Origin of the sequence: Novosphingobium sp. (genome assembly GCF_965228995.1) — a bacterium.
GTDB lineage: Bacteria > Pseudomonadota > Alphaproteobacteria > Sphingomonadales > Sphingomonadaceae > Novosphingobium.
The window spans coordinates 2,642,846-2,662,881 of the sequence record NZ_OZ245852.1; the positions used below are offsets into that span (position 1 = coordinate 2,642,846).

Sequence of the window (20,036 nt, forward strand, 5' to 3'; positions counted from 1 at the left end):
CGTGACGCCGACGCATGATGTGATCATCCTCGGCGCCGGGGCGGCGGGGCTATTCTGTGCGGGGCTGGCAGGCCAGCGCGGGAGGCGCGTCGCGTTGCTCGATCATGCCGATGCGCCGGGCAAGAAGATCCTGATTTCGGGGGGAGGGCGGTGCAATTTCACCAATCTCCACACCGCGCCTGACCGCTACCTTTCAGAGAACCCGCATTTCGCGCGCTCGGCGCTGAGCCGGTACACGCCAGCGGACTTCATCGCACTGATCGAGCGCTACGACATTGCCTGGCACGAAAAGACGCTGGGGCAGCTGTTCTGCGATGGCTCGGCCAAGCAGATCGTGGCGATGCTGGTGGAGGAATGCCGCGCGGGCAAAGTGGACCTGCGCTGCGGCGAGCCGGTCGGCGCGGTGGAGCATTCGGACGGATTGTTCCGGGTAGGCTTCGGCGCGGAAACCCTCGCTGCTTCTGCGCTGGTGATTGCGACGGGCGGGCCTTCGATCCCCAAGCTGGGGGCGAGCGGGTTTGCTTATGATCTGGCGCGGCGCTTCGGGCTGAAGGTCGTTCAGCCGCGCCCGGCATTGGTGCCGCTGACGCTTTCGGGCGAGGAGGCCCTGTTTCGCGAGCTTTCCGGGGTATCGGCGGAAGTTGTGGCGCGCAGCGGCAAGGCGGCGTTTCGCGAGGCGGCCCTGTTCACGCACCGCGGCCTGTCGGGCCCGGCGATCCTGCAAGTCTCGTCCTACTGGCGCCCGGGAAGCGCGGTGGAGATCGATTTTCTGCCTGATCAACAGCAAGACTGGCTGCTTGCCGCCAAGCGCGAGCGCCCGCGCATCGCCATGGCAAAGGCGCTGGGCGCCATGCTGCCTGAGCGGCTTGCGGTGCGGCTGGCCGAACGCACCGGGATCGAGGGCGAACTTGGCCAGAAGCAGGACAAGGCCCTGCGCGCAGCCGAAGCGCAGCTGCGGCGGTGGACCTTCATGCCAAGTGGCAGCGAAGGCTTTGCCAAGGCGGAAGTGACAGCGGGCGGGATCAGCACCGCAGGCCTTTCATCGCGCACGATGGGCGCCAATGCGGTGCCGGGCCTCTTTGCCATCGGCGAAGCGGTGGATGTGACGGGCTGGCTCGGCGGCTATAACTTCCAGTGGGCCTGGGCGAGCGCGCATGCCGCCGCGATGGTGCTGAGTTCGTAAGCCGAAAACTGGCGGACAGGGTGGGATTCGAACCCACGGTGAGCTTCCACCCACGGCGGTTTTCAAGACCGCTGCCTTAAACCACTCGGCCACCTGTCCGCTGCGCTAAGCGCCCGAGTGCCGATAGCGGGGGATCGATGGCTCGCAAAGAGGTTTTGCGCGGGGGGCCTGCGGCGGTTCCCACGCGTTTCATCGATTGAGGGATTCCCAGCGCCGCCGCGCTGTGCGACTGTCCGCCCACGATGCAACTGCCCTTCCGATTTCGTATGCCTCGCAAACTTGCCCTTATCCGGGCGGGGCTTGCCGCGCTGGTGCTCTCGCTCCTTGCCGGACCTGCGGGCGCGCAAAACGACGAAGCGGCAGCGGGTTTTCAGGGCTATCTGCAATACCTTGCGGCAAAGGCGCGGGCAGAAGGCGTGCGCGAGGAAACCATCGCTGCGGTAATGACCGGGCTCACTGAAAACCCCCGCGTCATCGCGCTGGACCGCGCGCAGCCGGGGACGTCATCCTCGATCCCGGCGTTTGCTGGCTATCGCCGCACGCATGTCGACGCGGCGCGGATTTCCGGCGGGCAGCGGCAGTATCTGGCCTCAGCCGACACTCTCGCTGCGCTGGAGCGGCGCTATGGCGTGCCACCCAAGATCGTGCTTGCGATCTGGGGACATGAGACGAATTACGGGTCCTATACCGGCGATTTCGACCTTGCGCGCTCGCTGGCGACGCTCGCCTATGAAGGGCGGCGGCGCGCACTGTTTGCCGAGGAATTCGTTGCCCTGCTCAAGATGGTCGATCGCGGCGTGCCCCGCAGCAAACTGGTGGGAAGCTGGGCCGGCGCTTTCGGCAATCCGCAATTCCTGCCGAGCGTCTACTTGCGTGTGGCGCAGGACGGCGATGGCGACGGGTTCGCGGATATCTGGTCGAGCAAGCCCGATACGCTCGCTTCGATCGCCAATTACTTCCGCGATGCCGGATGGCGGCCGGGCGAGGCATGGGGCGTTGCGGCGGACGTGACCCTGCCGCTCGACCGCGCTGCGCTGGGCACGGCGCTGGCCAGCCCGCGCTGCCCGCAGGTCTTTGCCCGGCATTCGCGGTGGAAGACGGTGCGCGAATGGAAGGCGCTAGGTGTGGTGCCGCGTGCGCCCACTTTGGCAGACGATACGCTTGCGAGCCTGCTCGAACCGGATGGCCCAGGGCAGACGGCCTACCTGCTAACCGGAAATTATAGGGTCATCCTCGATTACAACTGCTCGAATCTCTACGCTCTCTCGGTTGGACTTCTGGCTGATGAAATTGCCCGTTAACAGGAACAGCAGCGTTCTGGCGCTGGCCATGGTGCTGGCGCTGGGCAGCGGCCTCGCCGCGCCACTTGCTGCGCGCGAGCGAAAGGCGCTGCCGCCTGAGGTGACCGGACCGGCAGGCGATTATCCGGTAACACTGGGCGATCCCTTCGTGGTGGACGGCGTGACTTATACGCCGTCCGATGCGCTCAACTACGATGCCGTGGGCAAGGCCGTGCCGATGGGCGCGGAAGAGGGCGTTGCGGCGCGGATCGATGGCGCGCATCGCACGCTGCCGGTGCCGAGCTATGTCGAGATCACGTCGCTTTCGAGCGGGCGGACGATCCTCGTGCGGATCGACAGGCGCGGGCCGATGAGCGGCGACGGCCTTGTCGCGCTCTCACCGATGGCCTGGGCCGAACTGGGCTTGCCCGGCGCTGCTTCCGCACCTGTGCGTGTGCGCCGGGTCAATCCGCCCGAGCCTGAACGCGCGCTGCTGCGCACCGGACAGGCCGCGCCGCGCCGCATGGATACGCCGGCAGGCCTGCTCGCCGCGCTGCGCCGCAAGCTCGGGATCGAGCCGCCGGTTTCCGACCTGCCGGTGACGATCCATCCGGCGCAAGTGGCCACGACCGGAGTGACCAAGCCTGCACTGGCTGCACAGCCGGCTCCCAAGGCGGCGCTGGCCCCGGAAAAGACGCTGCCCAAGCCGGCCCCGAAGCCGGCTTCAAAGCCTGCACCCAAGCCTGAAGCCGCAATTGCGCCCAAGCCCAAGCCGCCGGCTGAACCGGCAAAGCCTGCCGTCGCGGCAGCCGGACACTTCTACGTGCAGATCGGCGCGTTTTCGCAGCATGCCAATGCCGAGGCGGCTGCGCGCAAGGCGAGCGGATCGATGGTGCAGGCAGGCTCGCTCTGGCGGGTGCGCAGCGGGCCGTTTTCCACCGGGGATGAGGCCGAGCGCGGACTGGCGAAGGCCCGCGCTGCGGGCTATGCGGGTGCCCGGATCGTGCGCGACTAGTCTCGTCCCGGCGCGGTCCCGAACTGGCTGAGGACCCTGCGCTTGCAATCGAGGATCGTGACCGCTGTACTGATCGCCGCGCTGGCCGCTGTGCCGGTGCGTGCGGCGGCCCCCGCGCCTGAAACCACAGCGGGCGCAGCGCTTGCCATGCCGCAGGTTTCGGCCCCCATCGCGCTGCTGATCGACGTGAACGGCGGACGCGTGCTGTTCGAGCGCCAATCGCATCGGCGCTTCGTGCCGGCCTCGCTCACCAAGATCATGACGAGCTATGTCGCTTTCGAATTGATCAAGGCGGGAAAGCTTAAGCTCGATCAGCGCTTCACGATGAGCCACGAAGCCTTCCGCAAGTGGCACCGGGTGGGCAGCACGATGTTCCTGGCAGACGGAAGCGATACGTCCGTTGCCGAACTGCTCGAGGGCATTGTCACGGTTTCGGCCAATGACGGCTGCGTCGTGCTGGCTGAAGGCGTGGCGGGGAGCGTCGGCGCGTTCACCGAGATGATGAATGCCGAGGCCAAGAAACTCGGCATGAAAGACACGCATTACAACACCGCCAATGGCTGGATGGACGAGGGCGAAACCTATGTCTCCGCCGCCGATCTCGCCATTCTGAGCACGGCGCTGATCACCCGGCACCCGGATCTCTATGCCCGGTTCTACGGGCATGAGCGGCTCTCGTTCAGGGGGATCGAGCAGCCCAACCACAACCCGCTCTATGGCCATGTCGAGGGCGCGGACGGGGTGAAGACGGGGTTCACCAACGAGGCGGGCTATGGCCTTGTCGGCTCCGCGACCCGCAATGGGCGGCGGCTGATGATGGTCGTCGGCGGATATGACCGCCCGGCCGACCGCACCAAGGAATCGCGCGCATTCATCGAATGGGGCTTTGCCGCGTTCGAGGCGCATCCGCTGTTTGCCGAGGGCGCACGGATCGGGACAGCAAAAGTGCAGGGCGGCGAGGCACGCAGCGTGGACCTCGTAGCGCCGCACCCGCTGGCGCTGACGTTGCCGCGCGGCGGCCATGCGCGCTACTCGCTCAGCGTGCGCTACAAAGGGCCGCTGCGGGCGCCGATTGCCAAGGGAGACGAAGTCGCCAACCTGATCGTGCGAGTGCCGGGCGAGGGCGAGACGCGGTTGCCGCTGGTGGCGGCCGCGAATGTTCCTGAAGCGGGCGCACTGGCGCGGCTGCGCAACGGCTTTCTCGCGATGCTGGGGCAATGAGCGGCAAATTCATCGTCTTTGAAGGCGGGGAAGGGGTCGGCAAATCGACCCAGAGCCGGCTGCTGGCCGAAGCGCTAAGGGGGCGGGGGCTGGACGTCGTCACCACGCGCGAACCGGGCGGGACGCCGGGGGCCGAAGCGATCCGCGCGCTACTGCTGGACAAGGGTGGACCGGCCAGGGACGGCCTCGGCTGGGGCGCGCGGGCCGAAGCGCTGCTGTTTGCCGCAGCGCGCGCAGACCATGTCGAAACGCTGATCCGCCCGGCGCTGGCGCGCGGAGCATGGGTCGTGTGCGATCGCTATCTCGATAGCAGCCGCGCCTATCAGGGCGGCGGCAGCGGGCTGGAGGACGCAGATATCCTCACCCTGCACCGCATCGGCAGCGCGGGGCTGCTGCCCGATTGCACGGTACTGCTCACGCTCGACCCTGCCGAGGCGGCAAGGCGCGTGGAAAAGCGCGATGCCGGCGCGCTCGACCGGATCGGCGGGCGCGGGGCGGACTTTCACGCGCGTGTGGCGGCAGCCTTCCTGCGCTATGCCGAAGCGGAGCCGGGGCGTTTTGCGCTGGTTGCGGCAAACGGCGCGCCTGAAGCTGTTCACGCTCGCGTTCTCGCGGCGGTCGACTCGCTGTGCAACGCTTGATCGGTCATGACGAGGCCTGGGCCGTGTGGCGCGCGGCCCGCGCCGGGCACCGCATGCACCACGGCTGGATCCTTGCCGGGCGCGAAGGACTGGGCAAGGCCAGCTTCGCGCGCGCGGCAGCGGCAGATCTGGTCGCTGAGCCGGGCGTGCCGCAGCCGCTGCCCGAAGCCCACCCCGACATCCACCTGCTCGAACCTCTGCCGAATAACGAAGACGAGGCGAAGAAGCGCGACGAAGGCAAGCCCTACCTCCGCAAGCGCAATATCAGTGTGGACCAGATTCGCGGCGTGCAGCGGCGCCTGGTCACGCGGCCAACCATGGGCGCGCGGCGCGCCGTCATCATCGATGCGGCGGACGATCTGGAGAAGGGGGCCGTCAACGCCCTGCTCAAGAGCCTCGAGGAGCCGCCGGTCGGCACGTTCTTCCTGCTGGTGACGCACCAGATCGGCCGGCTGCTGCCCACTGTCCGCTCGCGCTGCATGGTGCTGCGGTTCCAACCGCTCGGGCCTGAGGACATGGCGCGGGCGCTGGCCGCCGAAGCGCCGCAGCTTGGCGGGGCTGCGCTGGAAGCTGCAATTGCGGCAGGACGCGGGGCGCCGGGCGCTGCACTTGCGTTTGCCGAACTGGAGCTTGGCGGGGCGTGGCAGATCATGGCCCGGCTCGTGGCGGAGGGTGATCCCGATCTCGCGCTGCGGGCCGAGCTTTCGACCACGCTCGGCCAGCGACCGGATCGGGAACGATTGCTCGCGCTTGTCGAGGCAGCGCGGCGAACGCTGGTCGAAGCCATGCCGCGCAGTGACGATGCCAAGCGGCTGAGAATCGTCGAAGCCCATGCCGCCCTCACCAGCCTCGCCGCACAGGTGCCAACCTACAACTTCGAGCCCGCGCTGCTCCTACTGGAAATCGGCGGCTTGCTGGCTTCGGTAGCGCGCACTAGGGAGAACGCGGCCTGAGGTGTTTTTGACCTTTGGCCATTCCAAGCCAAGGACAGTCGCAGCCCATGGGCGAGCCCTATTACATCACGACCGCAATCAGCTACCCCAACGGGAAGCCGCATATCGGCCATGCCTATGAGGCGATCGCGGCCGATGTGATCGCGCGCTTCCAGAAGGCGATGGGGCGCGACGTCCGCTTTCAGACCGGTACGGACGAGCACGGCCTGAAGATGGCCCAGAAGGCACGCGATCTGGGAATTACTCCGGCTGAGCTTGCTGATGAAATGACCAGTCATTTCATCGCGATGGCGGATGCTTTGAACGTCGACTACGATGTTTTCATCCGCACCACCGAACCCCGCCACCATGCCGCGACGCAGGAGCTGTGGCGGCGGATGGAAGCCAACGGCGACCTCTACCTTGATCGGTACGAGGGCTGGTACTCGGTGCGCGACGAAGCCTACTACGATGCGAGCGAGCTGATCGACGGGGAAGGGGGGGAGAAGCTTTCACCCCAGGGCACCCCTGTCGAGTGGACGGTTGAGGAAAGCTGGTTCTTCCGCCTGTCGAAGTATCAGGAGCCGCTGCTCGCGCTGTTCCGCGACAATGCGGACTTCATCCGCCCGGAAAGCCGGCGCAACGAGATGATTGCGTTCGTCAGCCAGGGGCTGCGCGATCTCTCGGTTTCGCGGACCAGCTTTGACTGGGGCGTCAAGGTGTCGGGCAGCGACAACCATGTGATGTACGTGTGGGTCGACGCGCTGACCAACTATATCACCGGCCTTGGTTTCCCGGATGAATCAGGCGATTACGCGAAGTATTGGCCGGCCGATCTGCACTTGATCGGCAAGGATATCGTGCGCTTTCACACGATCTACTGGCCAGCCTTTCTGATGAGCGCCGGGCTGGCTGTGCCCAAGCAGGTCTTCGGCCACGGCTTTCTCCTCAATCGCGGGCAGAAGGAATCGAAGTCGCTCGGCAACGTGACTGATCCACTGGCGCTGGCGGAGCAGTTCGGGGTCGATACACTGCGCTACTTCCTGATGCGCGACGTGGTGTTCGGGCAGGACGGCTCCTATTCGCCCGAAGCGATCGTGACGCGCTGCAATGCCGAGCTGGCGAACAGCTACGGCAATCTGGTTCAGCGCACACTTTCCATGATTTTCAAGAATATGGACGGTGAAATTGCCAAGTTCGCGAGCGCGGAGGCGGACGACCAGTTGCTAGCGACGGTGTTCGAGGCCTGCCACGACGAACTGCCGCGCGAGTTTGCCGCGCTCAATTTCTCGGCCGGGATCGAGGGCTGGATGCGGGCCGTGTTTGCCTGCAACCAGTATGTCGACGAACAGGCGCCGTGGGCGCTGCGCAAAAGCGATCCCGAGCGGATGTGCGCCGTGCTGATGACACTGTTCATGGCGATCCGCGATCTTACCATCGCGATCCGCCCGGTCGTACCAACTGCGGCGGACAAGGTGCTGGATCAGCTGGGAATTCCGGCGGACGAGCGCGTGATCACGGCGCTGACCCAGGCAGACTGGTTCCTCGCGCGGGTCGCCACCGGCGAGCGGCTGGCCGCGCCGAGCCCGGCGTTCCCGCGGCTGGAGCTCCCGGAGGAAGACGCAGGCTGATGCTGATCGATTCGCATTGTCACCTCAACTACAAGGGTCTGATCGAAACGCAGGCCGAGGTGCTGGCGCGGGCGCGGGCGCGCGGGGTTTCGGGCTTCCTCAACATCTCGACGCGGCGCAGCGAGTGGGATGCCGTGGTCGCGACGGCACATCGCGAGCCAGACGTCTGGGCAAGCATCGGCATCCACCCGCACGAGGCCGATGCTCACGCGGATCTCGGCGCCGAGGCGCTACGGGAAGCTGCGGCTGATCCCAAGGTGATCGCCATTGGCGAGACCGGGCTGGACTACTACTATGATCATTCGGACCGGCAGGTGCAGCAGGACCTGTTTCGCGTCCACATCGGCGTGGCGCGCGAGACGGGGCTGCCGATCGTGATCCACTCCCGCGATGCCGAGGACGACACGCTGCGCATCCTGAGCGAGGAAATGGCCAAGGGTGCGTTTCCGGCGCTGATTCATTGCTTCACGGCATCGGCCGAGTTTGGCCGCGCTGTCGTTCATCTGGGGCTGACGATTTCGATCTCGGGCATCGTCACCTTCAAGAATGCCAAGGACTTGCAGGCCTTTGTTGCCGAAGTGCCCGATGATCGACTGCTCGTGGAGACCGATGCGCCGTTCCTCGCGCCGGTGCCGCATCGGGGCAAGGTCTGCGAGCCCGGGTTCGTGGCGGATACCTGCGCTTATGTCGCGGCGCTGCGCGGGACATCGGCGGAGGCACTGGCCGAACTGACGAGCACGAACTTCTTCCGCCTGTTCCGCAAGGCGCGGGCATGAAGCTGGTCGTTCTGGGTTCGGGCACATCAACCGGTGTGCCGCGCATCGGCAATGACTGGGGCGATTGCGATCCGGAGGAACCGCGCAACCGGCGGACGCGCGTGGCAATCGTGGTTGAGGGCGCGGATGGCGGGCGGATCCTTGTCGATACGCCAACGGATCTCAGGCACCAGTTGCTCTCGACCGAGATCGCACGGATCGACGGGGTGGTCTGGACGCATGACCATGCTGACCACACGCACGGGATCGACGATCTGCGGCCACTGCGCATGGGGCGCGGCGCGCCGATCCCGGGCTATGCAGCCGACGAGACCGTACGGCGGCTGCGGCAGCGCTTCGGCTACGTCTTTGCCGGACAATTTGGCTATCCGACCATCTGCAATCTCGACAATCTCGATCGCGTGCGCATGGTTGCCGGGATCGGTGTGACGCATTGCCAGATGCCGCACGGGCCAGCGCAGACGACTGCATTTCGCTTCGATCAGGACGGCAAGTCAATCGGTTACGCGACGGACTTCAGTGCGATCACCGGCGAAATGGTTGCCTTGTTCGACCGCGTCGACGTGCTCGTGGTCGATGCTTTGCGGCGAAAGCCGCACCCGACGCATGCGCATCTGGCAATGTCGCTCGAACTCATCGAAGCCTGCCGTGCGGGTCGTGCGGTGCTGACGCATCTCGACAAGAGCATGGATTACCGGACACTGTGCGACGAGACACCGGCGCATGTCGAGCCGGGCTATGACGGAATGGAGATCGCGCTGTGACGCCGGACAAGTTCGTCGCGCTGATCGGGATTGTCATGGCGCTGGTGCTCGTACTGGCAAACGGCAGGCTCTGCGGGCTCAAGCTCTCTTCGGGGATGATGATGGCGGGCGCCTGGGCGGTGATCATCCTAGCGGCGGCGCTGGTGTTTGCGGGGTATCGGCGCTGACGGGCGCTCTTGCATTTAACATAATAAATATTATCAAACCCAAGGATCGACCAAGATGAGCGTCTCACCTGAGGTCTCCCCCGCTGCGGAAGCGCCGACGCCACCGGGTATCGCGCGGCTGCTGGCGATCATGGCACGGCTGCGTGATCCGCAAACGGGCTGCGAATGGGATGTCGCGCAAAGCTTCCGGACGATTGCGCCTTATACGATCGAGGAAGCCTACGAAGTGGCCGATGCGATCGAGCGCGACGACCTTCCTGCCTTGCGTGAAGAACTCGGCGATCTGCTGCTTCAGGTCGTGTTTCATGCGCGCATGGCCGAGGAACTGGGCGCGTTCGATTTCGACGCTGTGGCGCATGGCATTTCGGACAAGATGACCGAGCGGCATCCGCATATCTTCGGCGATGCGGCGGATCAGGGGCAATCGCGCGAAGTCCGCTGGGAAGCGCAAAAGGCGGCCGAGCGCGAAGCCAAGGGTGCAACGAGCGCGCTCGACGGCGTGGCGCTGGCGCTGCCGGCGCTGATGCGCGCGGAAAAGCTGCAGAAACGTGCGGCACGGGTCGGTTTTGATTGGCCCGATACCGAAGGCCCGCGCGCCAAGGTGATCGAGGAACTGGATGAGTTGGCCGCCGCCACGACCGAGGCCGAGCGGCTCGACGAAGCGGGCGACCTTCTTTTTGCGGCGGTCAATCTGGTGCGCAGGTATGGCATCGCACCCGAAGACGCGCTGCGCCATGGCAATGCCAAGTTCGAACGCCGGTTCCACGGGATGGAAGCCTTGGCGGGGTCCGAATTCCCGAAGCTTTCGCTGGATGCGCAGGAAGCCCTTTGGCGGCAGGTCAAGGCTGCTGAGGGCTGACCCCTATAGCTGAACGAACCGTCCCAGTTCGCGCGGGGTCAATCGCACCGTCAGGCGCTGGACCGGAGAGCCGTGCTCGTCCTCGGTCTGCACTTCGGACATGATCTCGCCATGTGCGTGGAGCCAGGCGAGCTTCTGACCGTCGGCCATCGGCACCGAGAGTTCAAGCACTTGCGCGCCGCCGGTGAGCAATTCGCTGAGCAGCGCAACCAGTTGCCCGGTGCCCTCACCCGTCTGTGCAGAGATTGGCACGACTTGCCGGTCTGGCACGCCGGCGGCGATGAGGTCGCGGCGCATCGCGCGGTCATCCGCTGACAGCAGATCCCACTTGTTCCACGCCTCGATGATCGGGACAGAGGCCCCCTCCTCCCCGATCACGCCGAGATCAGCGAGGATTGCCTCAACTTCAAGCTTCTGCGCCGAGGTGGCGGGATTGGCGATATCGCGGACGTGGACGATGACGTCAGCCGCGGTCACTTCCTCCAGTGTCGCGCGGAAGGCGGCGACGAGCTGGGTGGGCAGCTCGGAGATGAAACCCACGGTGTCCGACAGAATCGCCTTGTCGAGACCCGGTAGGCGGATCGCGCGCATGGTCGGATCGAGCGTGGCGAACAGCAAATCCTGCGCCATCACGTCTGCGCCTGTCATGCGGTTGAACAGAGTGGACTTGCCCGCATTGGTATAGCCGACAAGCGCGATTACCGGCCAGGGCGCGCGCTGGCGGCGCTCGCGGTGGAGGGTGCGGGTGCGGCGGACTTGTTCGAGTTCGCGGCGAATGCGGGCCATGCGGCCACGGATCAGGCGGCGGTCAGCCTCGATCTGGGTTTCACCCGGGCCGCCAAGAAAGCCGAAGCCACCACGCTGGCGTTCGAGGTGAGTCCAGCTGCGCACGAGGCGGCCGGCCTGGTAATCGAGATGGGCGAGTTCGACCTGAAGGCGGCCTTCCGCCGTGGCAGCGCGTTCGCCGAAGATTTCGAGGATCAAGCCGGTGCGGTCGATCACCTTGCGTTCGAGCTTGTCTTCGAGATTACGCTGCTGGATTGCCGAAAGCGCGCCATCGACGATGACGAGTTCCGCATCCGACTGGGCGATGGCCACAGCGATCTTCTGGACTTGCCCTTCACCGAAAAGGGTGGCGGGGCGGACCGCGCGGATCGGCAGCGCAAAGGCATCGACCACATCGATACCGATCGCGCGGGCAAGCCCCTGCCCTTCTTCCAGACGGGATTCGGCATCAAGGCCGCCCCGCTGGCGCAAGTCGGGAAGGACGACGACGGCGCGGGCGCCGCGTGTCACTTCCCCGACAAGCTCGGTTTCTCGGCCGAATTCAAATCCGCTCATGCGGTTCGGCCTGGCTGGAGGATCAGGATGATTCGCCGTCCCATTCGCCCGACAGATCGACGTGGCCAGCAGGCTGGATTGTCGAGACGGCATGCTTGTAGGCAAGCTGCACGTAGCCCTCGCGTTCGAGCAGCATGCAGAACAGATCGTAGGCAGCGACGCGGCCCTGAAGCATGACGCCGTTGACGAGGAACATCGTCACCTGCACGCCCGCATCGCGCACGCTGGAGAGGAACACGTCCTGCAGCAGGCGCTTCTTCGAGGCATCGTCATTGCTGGGGGCGAAATGCGCGGAAGCCAGCTGCTGGCCCGGCATGATCGTCGAGATCGCATGCTTGTAGACCAGCTGCGACTGACCATCCCGGCGCAAGAGAATGGAGAAATTGTCAAACCAGGTGACAATCCCCTGCAGCTTGACACCCTTCACGAGGAACATCGTGACGGGCACCTTGTTCTTTCTCAAGTAGTTGAGGAAGACATCCTGGAGATTTTGACCCTTTCCGCCAACAAGCTGGGGCGGCGGAGGCGCGGCGGCCTCGGGAGCGGGGGCGGATTCGACCTTGGTGCGCGGACGCGCAGAGAGGGTTCTGCCGGTCATTTTGGTAGTTCCTTTCGTTTTTTTGGTGCCCAAACGCTCTGCGGCGAGAAGACACAATCTGGCAGGGCCCGCAAACACCCCCTTCAAACTTCGGCCAAGACCGAATCTCTACAAGGGTGTTCGCGGCGCCACAGCCGGTCAGCAGGCGCAATCTTATGTCGGGATCACGGCTTCGTACAGGGGCAAAATGGGTTGAGCGGCGTCTGCCCCGTCCGGGAGCGGGTCAATCCTGCTCTTCATCCTCGCGGCGTTCAGCCATCCCGAGGAGCTTGAGCTTGCGGTGGAGTGCCGAGCGTTCCATGCCGATGAAGCTCGCGGTCTTCGAGATATTGCCGGAAAACCGCCGGATCTGCACCTTGAGATACTCGCGCTCGAAGTTCTCGCGCGCCTCGCGCAGGGGTACGCCCATGAGCGCCGAAGTGCTCGAATCGCCGCCGAGGCGGGTCGTCACGATTTCGGCGGGCAGCATGTCGGCATCGATGCGGGTCAGCCGTTCGCGCGGTGCGAGGATGATCGTGCGCTCCACCACGTTGCGCAGTTGCCGCACGTTGCCGGGCCAATCGTAGCTCTGCATCGCGGCGATGGCTTCGGGCGAGATGGCGGGGGGCTGCACGCCTTGCTCGTTGGCGTAGCGCGAGAAGAAGTGGTCGGCGAGTGCGGGAATATCCTCGCGCCGCTCGATCAGCGAGGGGATCGAGACGGGGACCACATTGAGCCGGTAGAACAAGTCTTCACGGAAACGGCGCTCGGCGATTTCCTTCTCGAGCGGCCGCGATGTGGAGGAGACCACGCGCACATCGACGCGGATCTGGCGGTGCCCGCCAACGCGGACGAACGACTGCTCGGTCAGCACGCGCAGGATGCGGGCCTGGCTCGAGGCGGGCATTTCCGCGACTTCATCGAGGAACAATGTGCCGCCGTCGGCCATTTCGAGCAGCCCTGCCCGGACCAGCTTGCCGTCGATCTCCTCGCCGAACAGTTCCTGCTCGAAACGTTCGGGGGTGATGCGCGCAGAATTGACCGTGACGAAAGCGTGATCGGCGCGCGGGCTCCACGAATGGAGCAGGCGCGCGGCGACTTCCTTGCCCGAGCCGGCCGGGCCAGTGATGAGAAGGCGGCTGCCGGTGTTGGCCACGCGCTTGAGTGTCGCGCGGACTGCGTTGATCGCCGAGGAATTGCCGGTGAAACCATCGGCCATCGACAGGCCCTGCCGCAGCCGCGCGTTCTCCCGGCGCAGGCGCTCTGTGGCTGTCGCGCGCTCGACAAGCAGCAGCAGGCGCTCGGCCTCGAACGGCTTTTCGAGGAAATCCATCGCGCCGCGCCCGATCGCGGAGACGGCGGTATCGATGTTGCCATGGCCCGAGAAGATGATCACGGGCAGTTCCGGCTCGCGCTTCTTGATCTCGTCGAGCACTTCGAGGCCGTCCATCGGGCTGCCGTGAAGCCACACGTCGAGGAGGACGAGGCTGGGCCGGCGCTCGTCCACCGCGGCGAGCGCGGCGGTGCTGTCAGCCGCCGTGCGGCAGCCGTAGCCTTCGTCGCTGAGCACGCCGGCGACAAGTTCGCGGATATCGCGTTCGTCATCGACGATGAGGATATCGAGTGCCATTTTTGGGTTCGTCCTGGGGGTCTGGTCTAGCGGTTGGCGGGAAAGGCGGTGGCGGGCGCAGCTGGCGTATCGATGGCAGCCTCTGCATCGAGGGGATTGCGGGCAAAGCGCATGATGACCGAAGTGCCGCCCCCGGCATTGGGCGTGAAGGCCATCGCGCCGCCGTGCTCTTCGACGATCTTGTTGACGATCGCGAGACCGAGCCCGGTGCCCTTTTCGCGCGTGGTCATGTAGGGTTCGAGAATGCGGTCACGCTCGGCGGGCAGGCCGACACCATTGTCGGCAACAGTAACCGTCACGGCCTGGCGGTCTGCCGCAAGGCTCACCGCGATGCGGCCGCGATAGGCGATATCCTCGCCCTTTGCGCGCTGCTCGATCGCCTCGATGGCGTTCTTGAGCACGTTGGTCATGGCCTGGCCAAACTGGTGGCGGTCCGCCTCGACCGGGACCTGCGTTTCACCCTCGAACGTGAATGAGATGTCGTTGTGTGCCACTTCCTGCAGGAACAGCGACTGACGCACGAGATCACTCGCATCCTCCGGACGGAACACTGGCTTGGGCAGGCGGGCGAACGAGGAGAACTCGTCGACCATCTGGCGCAGATCGCCAACCTGACGGATGATCGTCGCGGTCAATTCCTCGAACAGTTCGGGATCGGTCTCGATCTGGCGGCGATAGCGGCGCTTGAGGCGCTCGGTCGCGAGCTGGATCGGGGTGAGCGGGTTCTTGATCTCGTGCGCGATGCGCCGGGCGACGTCCGACCAGGCGGCGCGGCGCTGATCGAGCAACTGGCGCGTGATGTCCTCGAACGTGATCACGTGGCCATTGCGGTCCGCCGTGACCTTGACCGCCAGCGTCAGCAGATCGCCGCCCTTGGCATAGTGGACAACGCCGCTGCGTTCGCCGCCCGCGACGAACTGGGCGAGCTGAGGGGCGATTTCCGCCAGCGGCGCGCCGACGGGATCGGTGACCGCCTCATCCTCACGCGCGGGTTGCAGCAGCGCCTGGGCCGAACTGTTCATCAGACGGATCGAACCTTCGCGGTCGATCGAGACGATCCCCGCCGTGATCGATTCCAGCACCGCCTCGATGAAGGCGCGGCGCACCTCAAGCTGGGCATTCGCGCTGACGAGCGCCTGCGTCTGCGCTTCCAGCTGCGCAGTCATGCGGTTGAACGCGCGGGCGAGCAGGCCAACTTCGTCCGTGCCGTTGCCGGGCTGGACGCGCATCTCGAAATTGCCGCTGCCGACATTGCGGGCGGCCGAGACAAGTTCGATCAGCGGGGCGACCTGCCGGTCTGCAAAGCGCAGCGCTACCCAGACCGCGAGCGCGACCAGCGCCAGCGAAATCACCAGCAGCGCAATATTGAAGCGAAGCTGCAGCGCGCGGGCGCGGCGGGTGAGGAAATCATAGGCCTTGAGCACGCTTTGCGCGCGCTGCCACTGGTTGAGCGCCAACGCGTCCGAATTGCGGGCCACGTAGAGATAGATGCCGCGCGCGCGGTCGACCGGGGTAACCGCCTCGATCCGGGCCGCCGAGGCGGTGACGACGACGGGCTCGCCCGCATCGATCCGCGCCAGTTCCGCGGGCGTGACGCGCTCGCGCTGTTCGCTGCGCGCGGGATCGACGATGGCAGCGGTCCGCAAGGCCCCGTCCGGCCCACGCTCGATGATCGCGGATTCGTTGAGCCTGCGGTTGATGACTTGCCACGAATAGCCTTCGGCAAAATCCTGGCTGGTGATCGGCGCCTGCCCCAGATAATCGCGCAGGTCCCCCGCCATGGCGACGCTTTCGTTGCCGACATCGCGCAGCTTGTCAGCATAGTAGCCCCGCGCGAGGCTGTTGGCGTTTTCGAGCATGCCGCGCGAATTGTCCGAGAACCAGAACTCGACACCCGACTGGAACAATAGCGAGGCGAAGACTACCACCAGCAGTGTCGGGATCGCCGCGATCAGCGAGAACAGCCAGACGAGCCGCACGTGAAGGCGGCCGCTGCTGCCCAGCACGCTGCGCGCGGCCCGGCGCAGGGCGAGCCGTCGGCCGATCAGGACGATCAGGGCCATAGCAGGGACCAGCGTGCCGATCAGCAAGCTGGCCGTGAGGCGCGAAGGCAGAAGCTGGTTGGTATTGCCGCTGGAAGAAAGCGCCATCCAGGTGACGGTGACCATGAGCGCCAGCGCGACAGTCGCGGTCATTTCGAGCAGCAGGAAGACGTTGGCGCGGCGCATCACCACAAGAAGGCGGCGATACCACCTTGGTGAGCGCCGCATGCCGCCTTTGCCGTTCTGAACCATCGTGGCCGATATACAACACTGCTGTTGCAGCATTGCAAGTCGAATCGACGAAACCCCTTGTATACGCGCCGAACGACATGTGGCCCTCGGGTGACGGGGGGCCGCCGGGAAGGCTCAGCCGCGCGCTACGGCGTCTTCGGGATCGATCGCGAGATCGGAGAGGCGCTTGCGCAGAGTGTTGCGATTGATACCGAGCATGCGTGCCGCGCGCAGCTGGTTTCCGCCGGTGACGGCAAGCGCGTGGAGGAACAAGGGCCGCTCGAAGGCCGCGAGGGCCGCGCTGTAGAGCTCGCCCTCGCGCGGGTCTTCTTCGGCGAGCCAGTTCGCCAGTGCTTCGCTGAAGTCCGCGCCAGAGGCCGGTTGGGCGAGCCCGGCAGGAGGCTGGGCGCGGTCCTGCGCGAGCAAGGGCTCGATGGTCCCCGAATCGATGACTTCGTCGCGCGCGAGGAGTGCAAGGCGGTACACGAAATTGCGCAGTTCGCGCACGTTGCCGCGCCAGGGCTGGCGGGCGAGGAGCGCTGCTCCGGCTGCAGTCAGCTGGCGGCGCGGCAGGCCCTCCCCCGCCGCGCGGACGAGAAAATGGCGGGCCAGCGCTTCGATATCGTCGGCACGTTCCCGCAAGGGCGGCAGCGAAATCGGCACGACCGCGAGCCGGTAGTAGAGATCCTCACGGAACGTTCCGGCGGCGATCATCGGTTCAAGATCGCGATTGGTGGCCGCGACGATGCGGCAATCGAGAGTGATTTCCTCGGTCCCGCCGACGCGGCGGATGCGGCCCGATTGCAGCGCGCGCAGCAGGCGCGTCTGCGCCTCGAGCGGCATGTCGCCAATCTCGTCGAGAAACAGCGTGCCGCCCCGGGCTTGCTCGAACTTGCCTATGCGCCTGGCGACGGCGCCGGTGAATGCGCCCTTCTCGTGGCCGAACAGCTCGCTTTCGATGAGATCGCCGGGGATGGCCGCGGTGTTGACAGCAACGAACGGCCCAGCGCTGCGCTTGCCGAGCTGGTGGATCGCCTCAGCCACCAGTTCCTTGCCAGTGCCGGATTCGCCGAGGATGAGTACGGTGAGATCGTTGCGCAATACGCGCGTGATCATGCGGTAGACCGTCTGCATCGCCAGACTGCGGCCAACGAGCGGCAGGCCGGGGGCAACGTCCTCGGCAATTTCTTCCGCGCCGGTGTTCGCACTCGAACCGATGGCCTGGCGCACGGTGCGCACAAGCTCGTCGAGATCGAAGGGCTTGGGGAAATACTCGAAGGCGCCGGTATCGCTCGCGCGCACGGCAGTATCGAGCGTGTTCTGCGCAGAGAGAATGATCACCGGCATGTGCGGCGCGGATTCGCGCACGCGGCCCAGCGTTTCCATGCCGTCGCCATCGGTCAGCACGACATCGGTGAGCATCAGGCCGTATTGCTGCCCGGCGAGCAATACATCGCGATCGGCAATCGATGCACAGCGCGTGACGTCATAGCCCTCGGCTTCCAGCGCGGCAGTGATGACGAGCGCGATGGAGGCATCGTCCTCGACGAGAAGGATGCGGCGCTTCATGATCTGGAGCTTCCGGCGACGGGGAGATGCAGGCGAAAATGCGTCCACCCGCGCACTTCATCGCGGTCATGCGTCACGCGCCCGCTCATTTCGCGCACCAGCTTCTGGACCAGCGCGAGGCCAAGGCCCTGCCCGTTCTTCTTTCCCGTCACGAAGGGATCGAAGATGTGATCGCGCAGCGCCGGATCGATACCCGGACCGTTGTCGCTGACGCGCAGTTCGATCGGCAGGCGCAGTGGCTTGCCGCCCGGGCCGGCGTGGAGCTGGATGCCGCTGGCAAAGCGCGTACGCACGGCAATGCGCGGCTCGCGCGCGCTCTCGCAGGCCTCGCGGGCATTGGTGAAGAGATTGAGCAGCACCTGCACCAGTGCATCAGGATTGGCCATGACCGGCGGGAGCGAGGGATCGAATTCCTCTTCCACCACAAAGCCGCCGTGCCCTGCCGCGACGACCGCCTGCGCGCGGCGCACCGCTTCGTGGAGATTGCAGGCGGTGCCCGGTTCGCGCCCTCGCCGCGATAGAGACTGCATCTGATCGACGAGCTTGGCGATCCGGTCGACTTCGCCGGTGATGAGCTCGGTAAGCGCGCGGTCCGCTTCGCCAACCTTGCGGCCGAGCAGCTGCGCAGCGCCGCGAATGCCGGCGAGCGGGTTCTTGATTTCGTGCGCGAGGACTTCGGGCGCGCGTAGCGGAGTGCCCTCCCCCGCCCCGCCGCCGCCGCCATCGCCCGACAGCGCCTCGACGCCGACACCTTCGCTGAGCGCGAGGATCTGCCAACCCGGGCAATGGGCAATGGGCGACGTCATCACGTCGATCCGGCGGGCAGGCGCGCCGAGGATGCGCACCGGCGAATCGCGCGCGATCAGCTGCGCCTCACCTTCGGCAAGGCGGCGCAGGATGAGCGGTTCCTCGAACGCGAAGATATCCTCGATGGCCTTGCCGACAAGCCGCCGCGCGCCCTGTCCTGCCAGCTGCTCGGCCGCGGGATTGGCGGCCGAGATCGTGAGATCGGGCGCAAGCGTGAACACCGCCAGCGGCAGGCTGGCAACCACACGCTTGGGATCGGGCCGCGCGGTATCGCTGACCTTGCGCCAATCGGCCGGGCCGCTCATGCGCCGGGCTTCATGCCGCTACTCGGCTCGCCGGCGCGGCCATCGCGCGGCCGTAGAATTCGGCGAGCGCGGCAAGGACGACCTTGGGATCGTCGATGAAGTTCACACGGTTGCGGAATTCGGCCGAACCGGGCAGGCCCTTGGTGTACCAGCCCAGGTGCTTGCGGGCCATGTTGACGCCGGTCATCGTGCCATAGTGCTCGAGCATTGCGTGGTAATGCTCTATGATCAGGGCATATTGTTCGGCTATCGCCGGGTCCGGGCGGTACTCGCCGATATCGAGCCAGTGCATGACCTGGCCAAGTAGCCACGGGCGGCCATAAGCGCCGCGCCCGATCATCAGGCCGTCCGCGCCGCTCTGCTCGATTGCCTGCGCGGCATCCTCGATCCCGCAGATGTCGCCGTTGACGATGACAGGAATCGAAACTGCTTCCTTCACGCGCCGCACGAAGGCCCAGTCGGCCGAGCCCTTGTACATCTGGTTGCGGGTGCGGCCATGAACGGTGATCATCTGCGCGCCGAGATCCTGCGCGATGCGTGCAAGTTCAGGGGCGTTGAGGCTGTCATGGCACCAGCCCATCCGCATCTTGACGGTGACTGGAACCTTGACCGCCTTGACGGTGGCTTCGATCAGCGCGGTGGCGAGCGGAATGTCGCGCATCAGGGCCGATCCGCAATCGCCGCTGACGATCTTGCGCACCGGGCAGCCCATGTTGATGTCGATGATCGCCGCGCCCTTGTCCTCGGAAATCCGCGCCGCTTCAGCCATCTGCGAGGGCTCGTTGCCCATGAGCTGCATCGAGACGGGTTCTTCGGTGGGATGCCAGGCGGCCTTCTGGATCGACTGGCGCGTTTCGCGGATCGCGGCTGGACTGGCGATCATCTCGGTGACATTGAGCCCCGAGCCGAAACGGCGCACCATGGTGCGAAACGGCAGGTCCGAAACGCCCGTCATCGGCGCAAGCACGACGGGCTGCGCGATGCGCACGGGGCCGACCATGATCGGCTTGAGCTCGGGCGGGACGGGAAGTTCGCTCATCGGATGCTGCCTAAAAAAGAGGCATG

The 20,036-nt window shown here is 65.8% G+C and carries 18 protein-coding genes and 1 tRNA gene; 11 read left to right on the forward strand and 8 right to left on the reverse strand.

All coding sequences use genetic code 11. From position 1 onward, the window contains the following. Position 1 precedes the first annotated feature (1 nt). Entirely contained in the window at positions 2-1,183 is a 1,182-nt protein-coding gene (locus tag ACO056_RS12020) for an NAD(P)/FAD-dependent oxidoreductase (RefSeq protein ID WP_421847008.1), read from the forward strand. A 9-nt stretch (positions 1,184-1,192) separates the two neighbouring features. Here the strand turns inward: ACO056_RS12020 and ACO056_RS12025 are convergent. Then, a tRNA-Ser gene (locus ACO056_RS12025) sits at positions 1,193-1,282 on the reverse strand. A gap of 167 nt (positions 1,283-1,449) precedes the next feature. Here ACO056_RS12025 and ACO056_RS12030 point away from each other — a divergent pair. The 10 genes from ACO056_RS12030 to mazG are packed head-to-tail and all read left to right on the forward strand — an operon-like array spanning position 1,450 to position 10,469. Next, on the forward strand, positions 1,450-2,484 hold the full coding sequence (locus ACO056_RS12030) for a lytic murein transglycosylase (RefSeq protein ID WP_421847010.1): 1,035 nt from the start codon (positions 1,450-1,452) through the stop codon (positions 2,482-2,484). Further along, positions 2,468-3,478 carry an SPOR domain-containing protein gene (locus tag ACO056_RS12035; RefSeq protein WP_421847012.1) on the forward strand — a complete coding sequence of 337 codons (1,011 nt, stop codon included), beginning with the start codon at positions 2,468-2,470 and terminating at the stop codon, positions 3,476-3,478. The genes ACO056_RS12030 and ACO056_RS12035 overlap by 17 nt, the downstream gene beginning before the upstream one ends. A 57-nt stretch (positions 3,479-3,535) precedes the next feature. Next, positions 3,536-4,699: a D-alanyl-D-alanine carboxypeptidase family protein gene (locus tag ACO056_RS12040; RefSeq protein ID WP_421847014.1), complete on the forward strand. Its 1,164-nt coding sequence runs from the start codon at positions 3,536-3,538 to the stop codon at positions 4,697-4,699. After that, complete coding sequence (gene tmk / locus ACO056_RS12045) at positions 4,696-5,340, forward strand: dTMP kinase (protein ID WP_421847016.1); 645 nt, start codon at positions 4,696-4,698, stop codon at positions 5,338-5,340. Before ACO056_RS12040 ends, tmk begins: the two co-directional genes overlap by 4 nt. Next, positions 5,337-6,293, forward strand: coding sequence for a DNA polymerase III subunit delta' (locus ACO056_RS12050; RefSeq protein ID WP_421855471.1), 957 nt, complete (start codon positions 5,337-5,339; stop codon positions 6,291-6,293). The genes tmk and ACO056_RS12050 overlap by 4 nt, the downstream gene beginning before the upstream one ends. Positions 6,294-6,340: 47 nt before the next feature. Continuing rightward, positions 6,341-7,903, forward strand: coding sequence for a methionine--tRNA ligase (gene metG, locus ACO056_RS12055; RefSeq protein ID WP_421847018.1), 1,563 nt, complete (start codon positions 6,341-6,343; stop codon positions 7,901-7,903). After that, positions 7,903-8,679 carry a TatD family hydrolase gene (locus ACO056_RS12060; RefSeq protein ID WP_421847020.1) on the forward strand — a complete coding sequence of 259 codons (777 nt, stop codon included), beginning with the start codon at positions 7,903-7,905 and terminating at the stop codon, positions 8,677-8,679. Before metG ends, ACO056_RS12060 begins: the two co-directional genes overlap by 1 nt. Further along, complete coding sequence (locus ACO056_RS12065; protein WP_421847022.1) at positions 8,676-9,443, forward strand: MBL fold metallo-hydrolase; 768 nt, start codon at positions 8,676-8,678, stop codon at positions 9,441-9,443. Before ACO056_RS12060 ends, ACO056_RS12065 begins: the two co-directional genes overlap by 4 nt. After that, the gene (locus tag ACO056_RS12070; protein WP_421847024.1) at positions 9,440-9,610 is read left to right on the forward strand and encodes a hypothetical protein; all 171 of its coding nucleotides are present in this window, start codon (positions 9,440-9,442) and stop codon (positions 9,608-9,610) included. The genes ACO056_RS12065 and ACO056_RS12070 overlap by 4 nt, the downstream gene beginning before the upstream one ends. Positions 9,611-9,665: 55 nt before the next feature. Beyond that, positions 9,666-10,469: a nucleoside triphosphate pyrophosphohydrolase gene (mazG, locus tag ACO056_RS12075; protein WP_421847026.1), complete on the forward strand. Its 804-nt coding sequence runs from the start codon at positions 9,666-9,668 to the stop codon at positions 10,467-10,469. Between the two features lie 3 nt (positions 10,470-10,472). Here the strand turns inward: mazG and hflX are convergent, their stop codons facing one another. From hflX to dusB, 7 genes are all read right to left on the reverse strand, one after another. Then, entirely contained in the window at positions 10,473-11,810 is a 1,338-nt protein-coding gene (gene hflX / locus ACO056_RS12080) for a GTPase HflX (protein ID WP_421847028.1), read from the reverse strand. A 22-nt stretch (positions 11,811-11,832) separates the two neighbouring features. After that, positions 11,833-12,408 carry an RNA chaperone Hfq gene (gene hfq, locus ACO056_RS12085; RefSeq protein ID WP_421847030.1) on the reverse strand — a complete coding sequence of 192 codons (576 nt, stop codon included), beginning with the start codon at positions 12,406-12,408 and terminating at the stop codon, positions 11,833-11,835. A 223-nt stretch (positions 12,409-12,631) separates the two neighbouring features. Continuing rightward, positions 12,632-14,017, reverse strand: a complete 1,386-nt coding sequence (locus tag ACO056_RS12090) for a sigma-54-dependent transcriptional regulator (protein ID WP_421847032.1) — start codon at positions 14,015-14,017, stop codon at positions 12,632-12,634. A gap of 26 nt (positions 14,018-14,043) precedes the next feature. Then, positions 14,044-16,287 (reverse strand): sensor histidine kinase, encoded by a 2,244-nt coding sequence (locus tag ACO056_RS12095; protein ID WP_421847034.1) that lies wholly within the window; start codon positions 16,285-16,287, stop codon positions 14,044-14,046. A 138-nt stretch (positions 16,288-16,425) separates the two neighbouring features. After that, complete coding sequence (locus ACO056_RS12100) at positions 16,426-17,859, reverse strand: sigma-54-dependent transcriptional regulator (RefSeq protein ID WP_421847036.1); 1,434 nt, start codon at positions 17,857-17,859, stop codon at positions 16,426-16,428. Further along, complete coding sequence (locus tag ACO056_RS12105; protein ID WP_421847038.1) at positions 17,856-18,971, reverse strand: two-component system sensor histidine kinase NtrB; 1,116 nt, start codon at positions 18,969-18,971, stop codon at positions 17,856-17,858. The genes ACO056_RS12100 and ACO056_RS12105 overlap by 4 nt, the downstream gene beginning before the upstream one ends. A 10-nt stretch (positions 18,972-18,981) precedes the next feature. Beyond that, entirely contained in the window at positions 18,982-20,010 is a 1,029-nt protein-coding gene (dusB, locus tag ACO056_RS12110; RefSeq protein WP_421847040.1) for a tRNA dihydrouridine synthase DusB, read from the reverse strand. Positions 20,011-20,036: the final 26 nt, after the last annotated feature.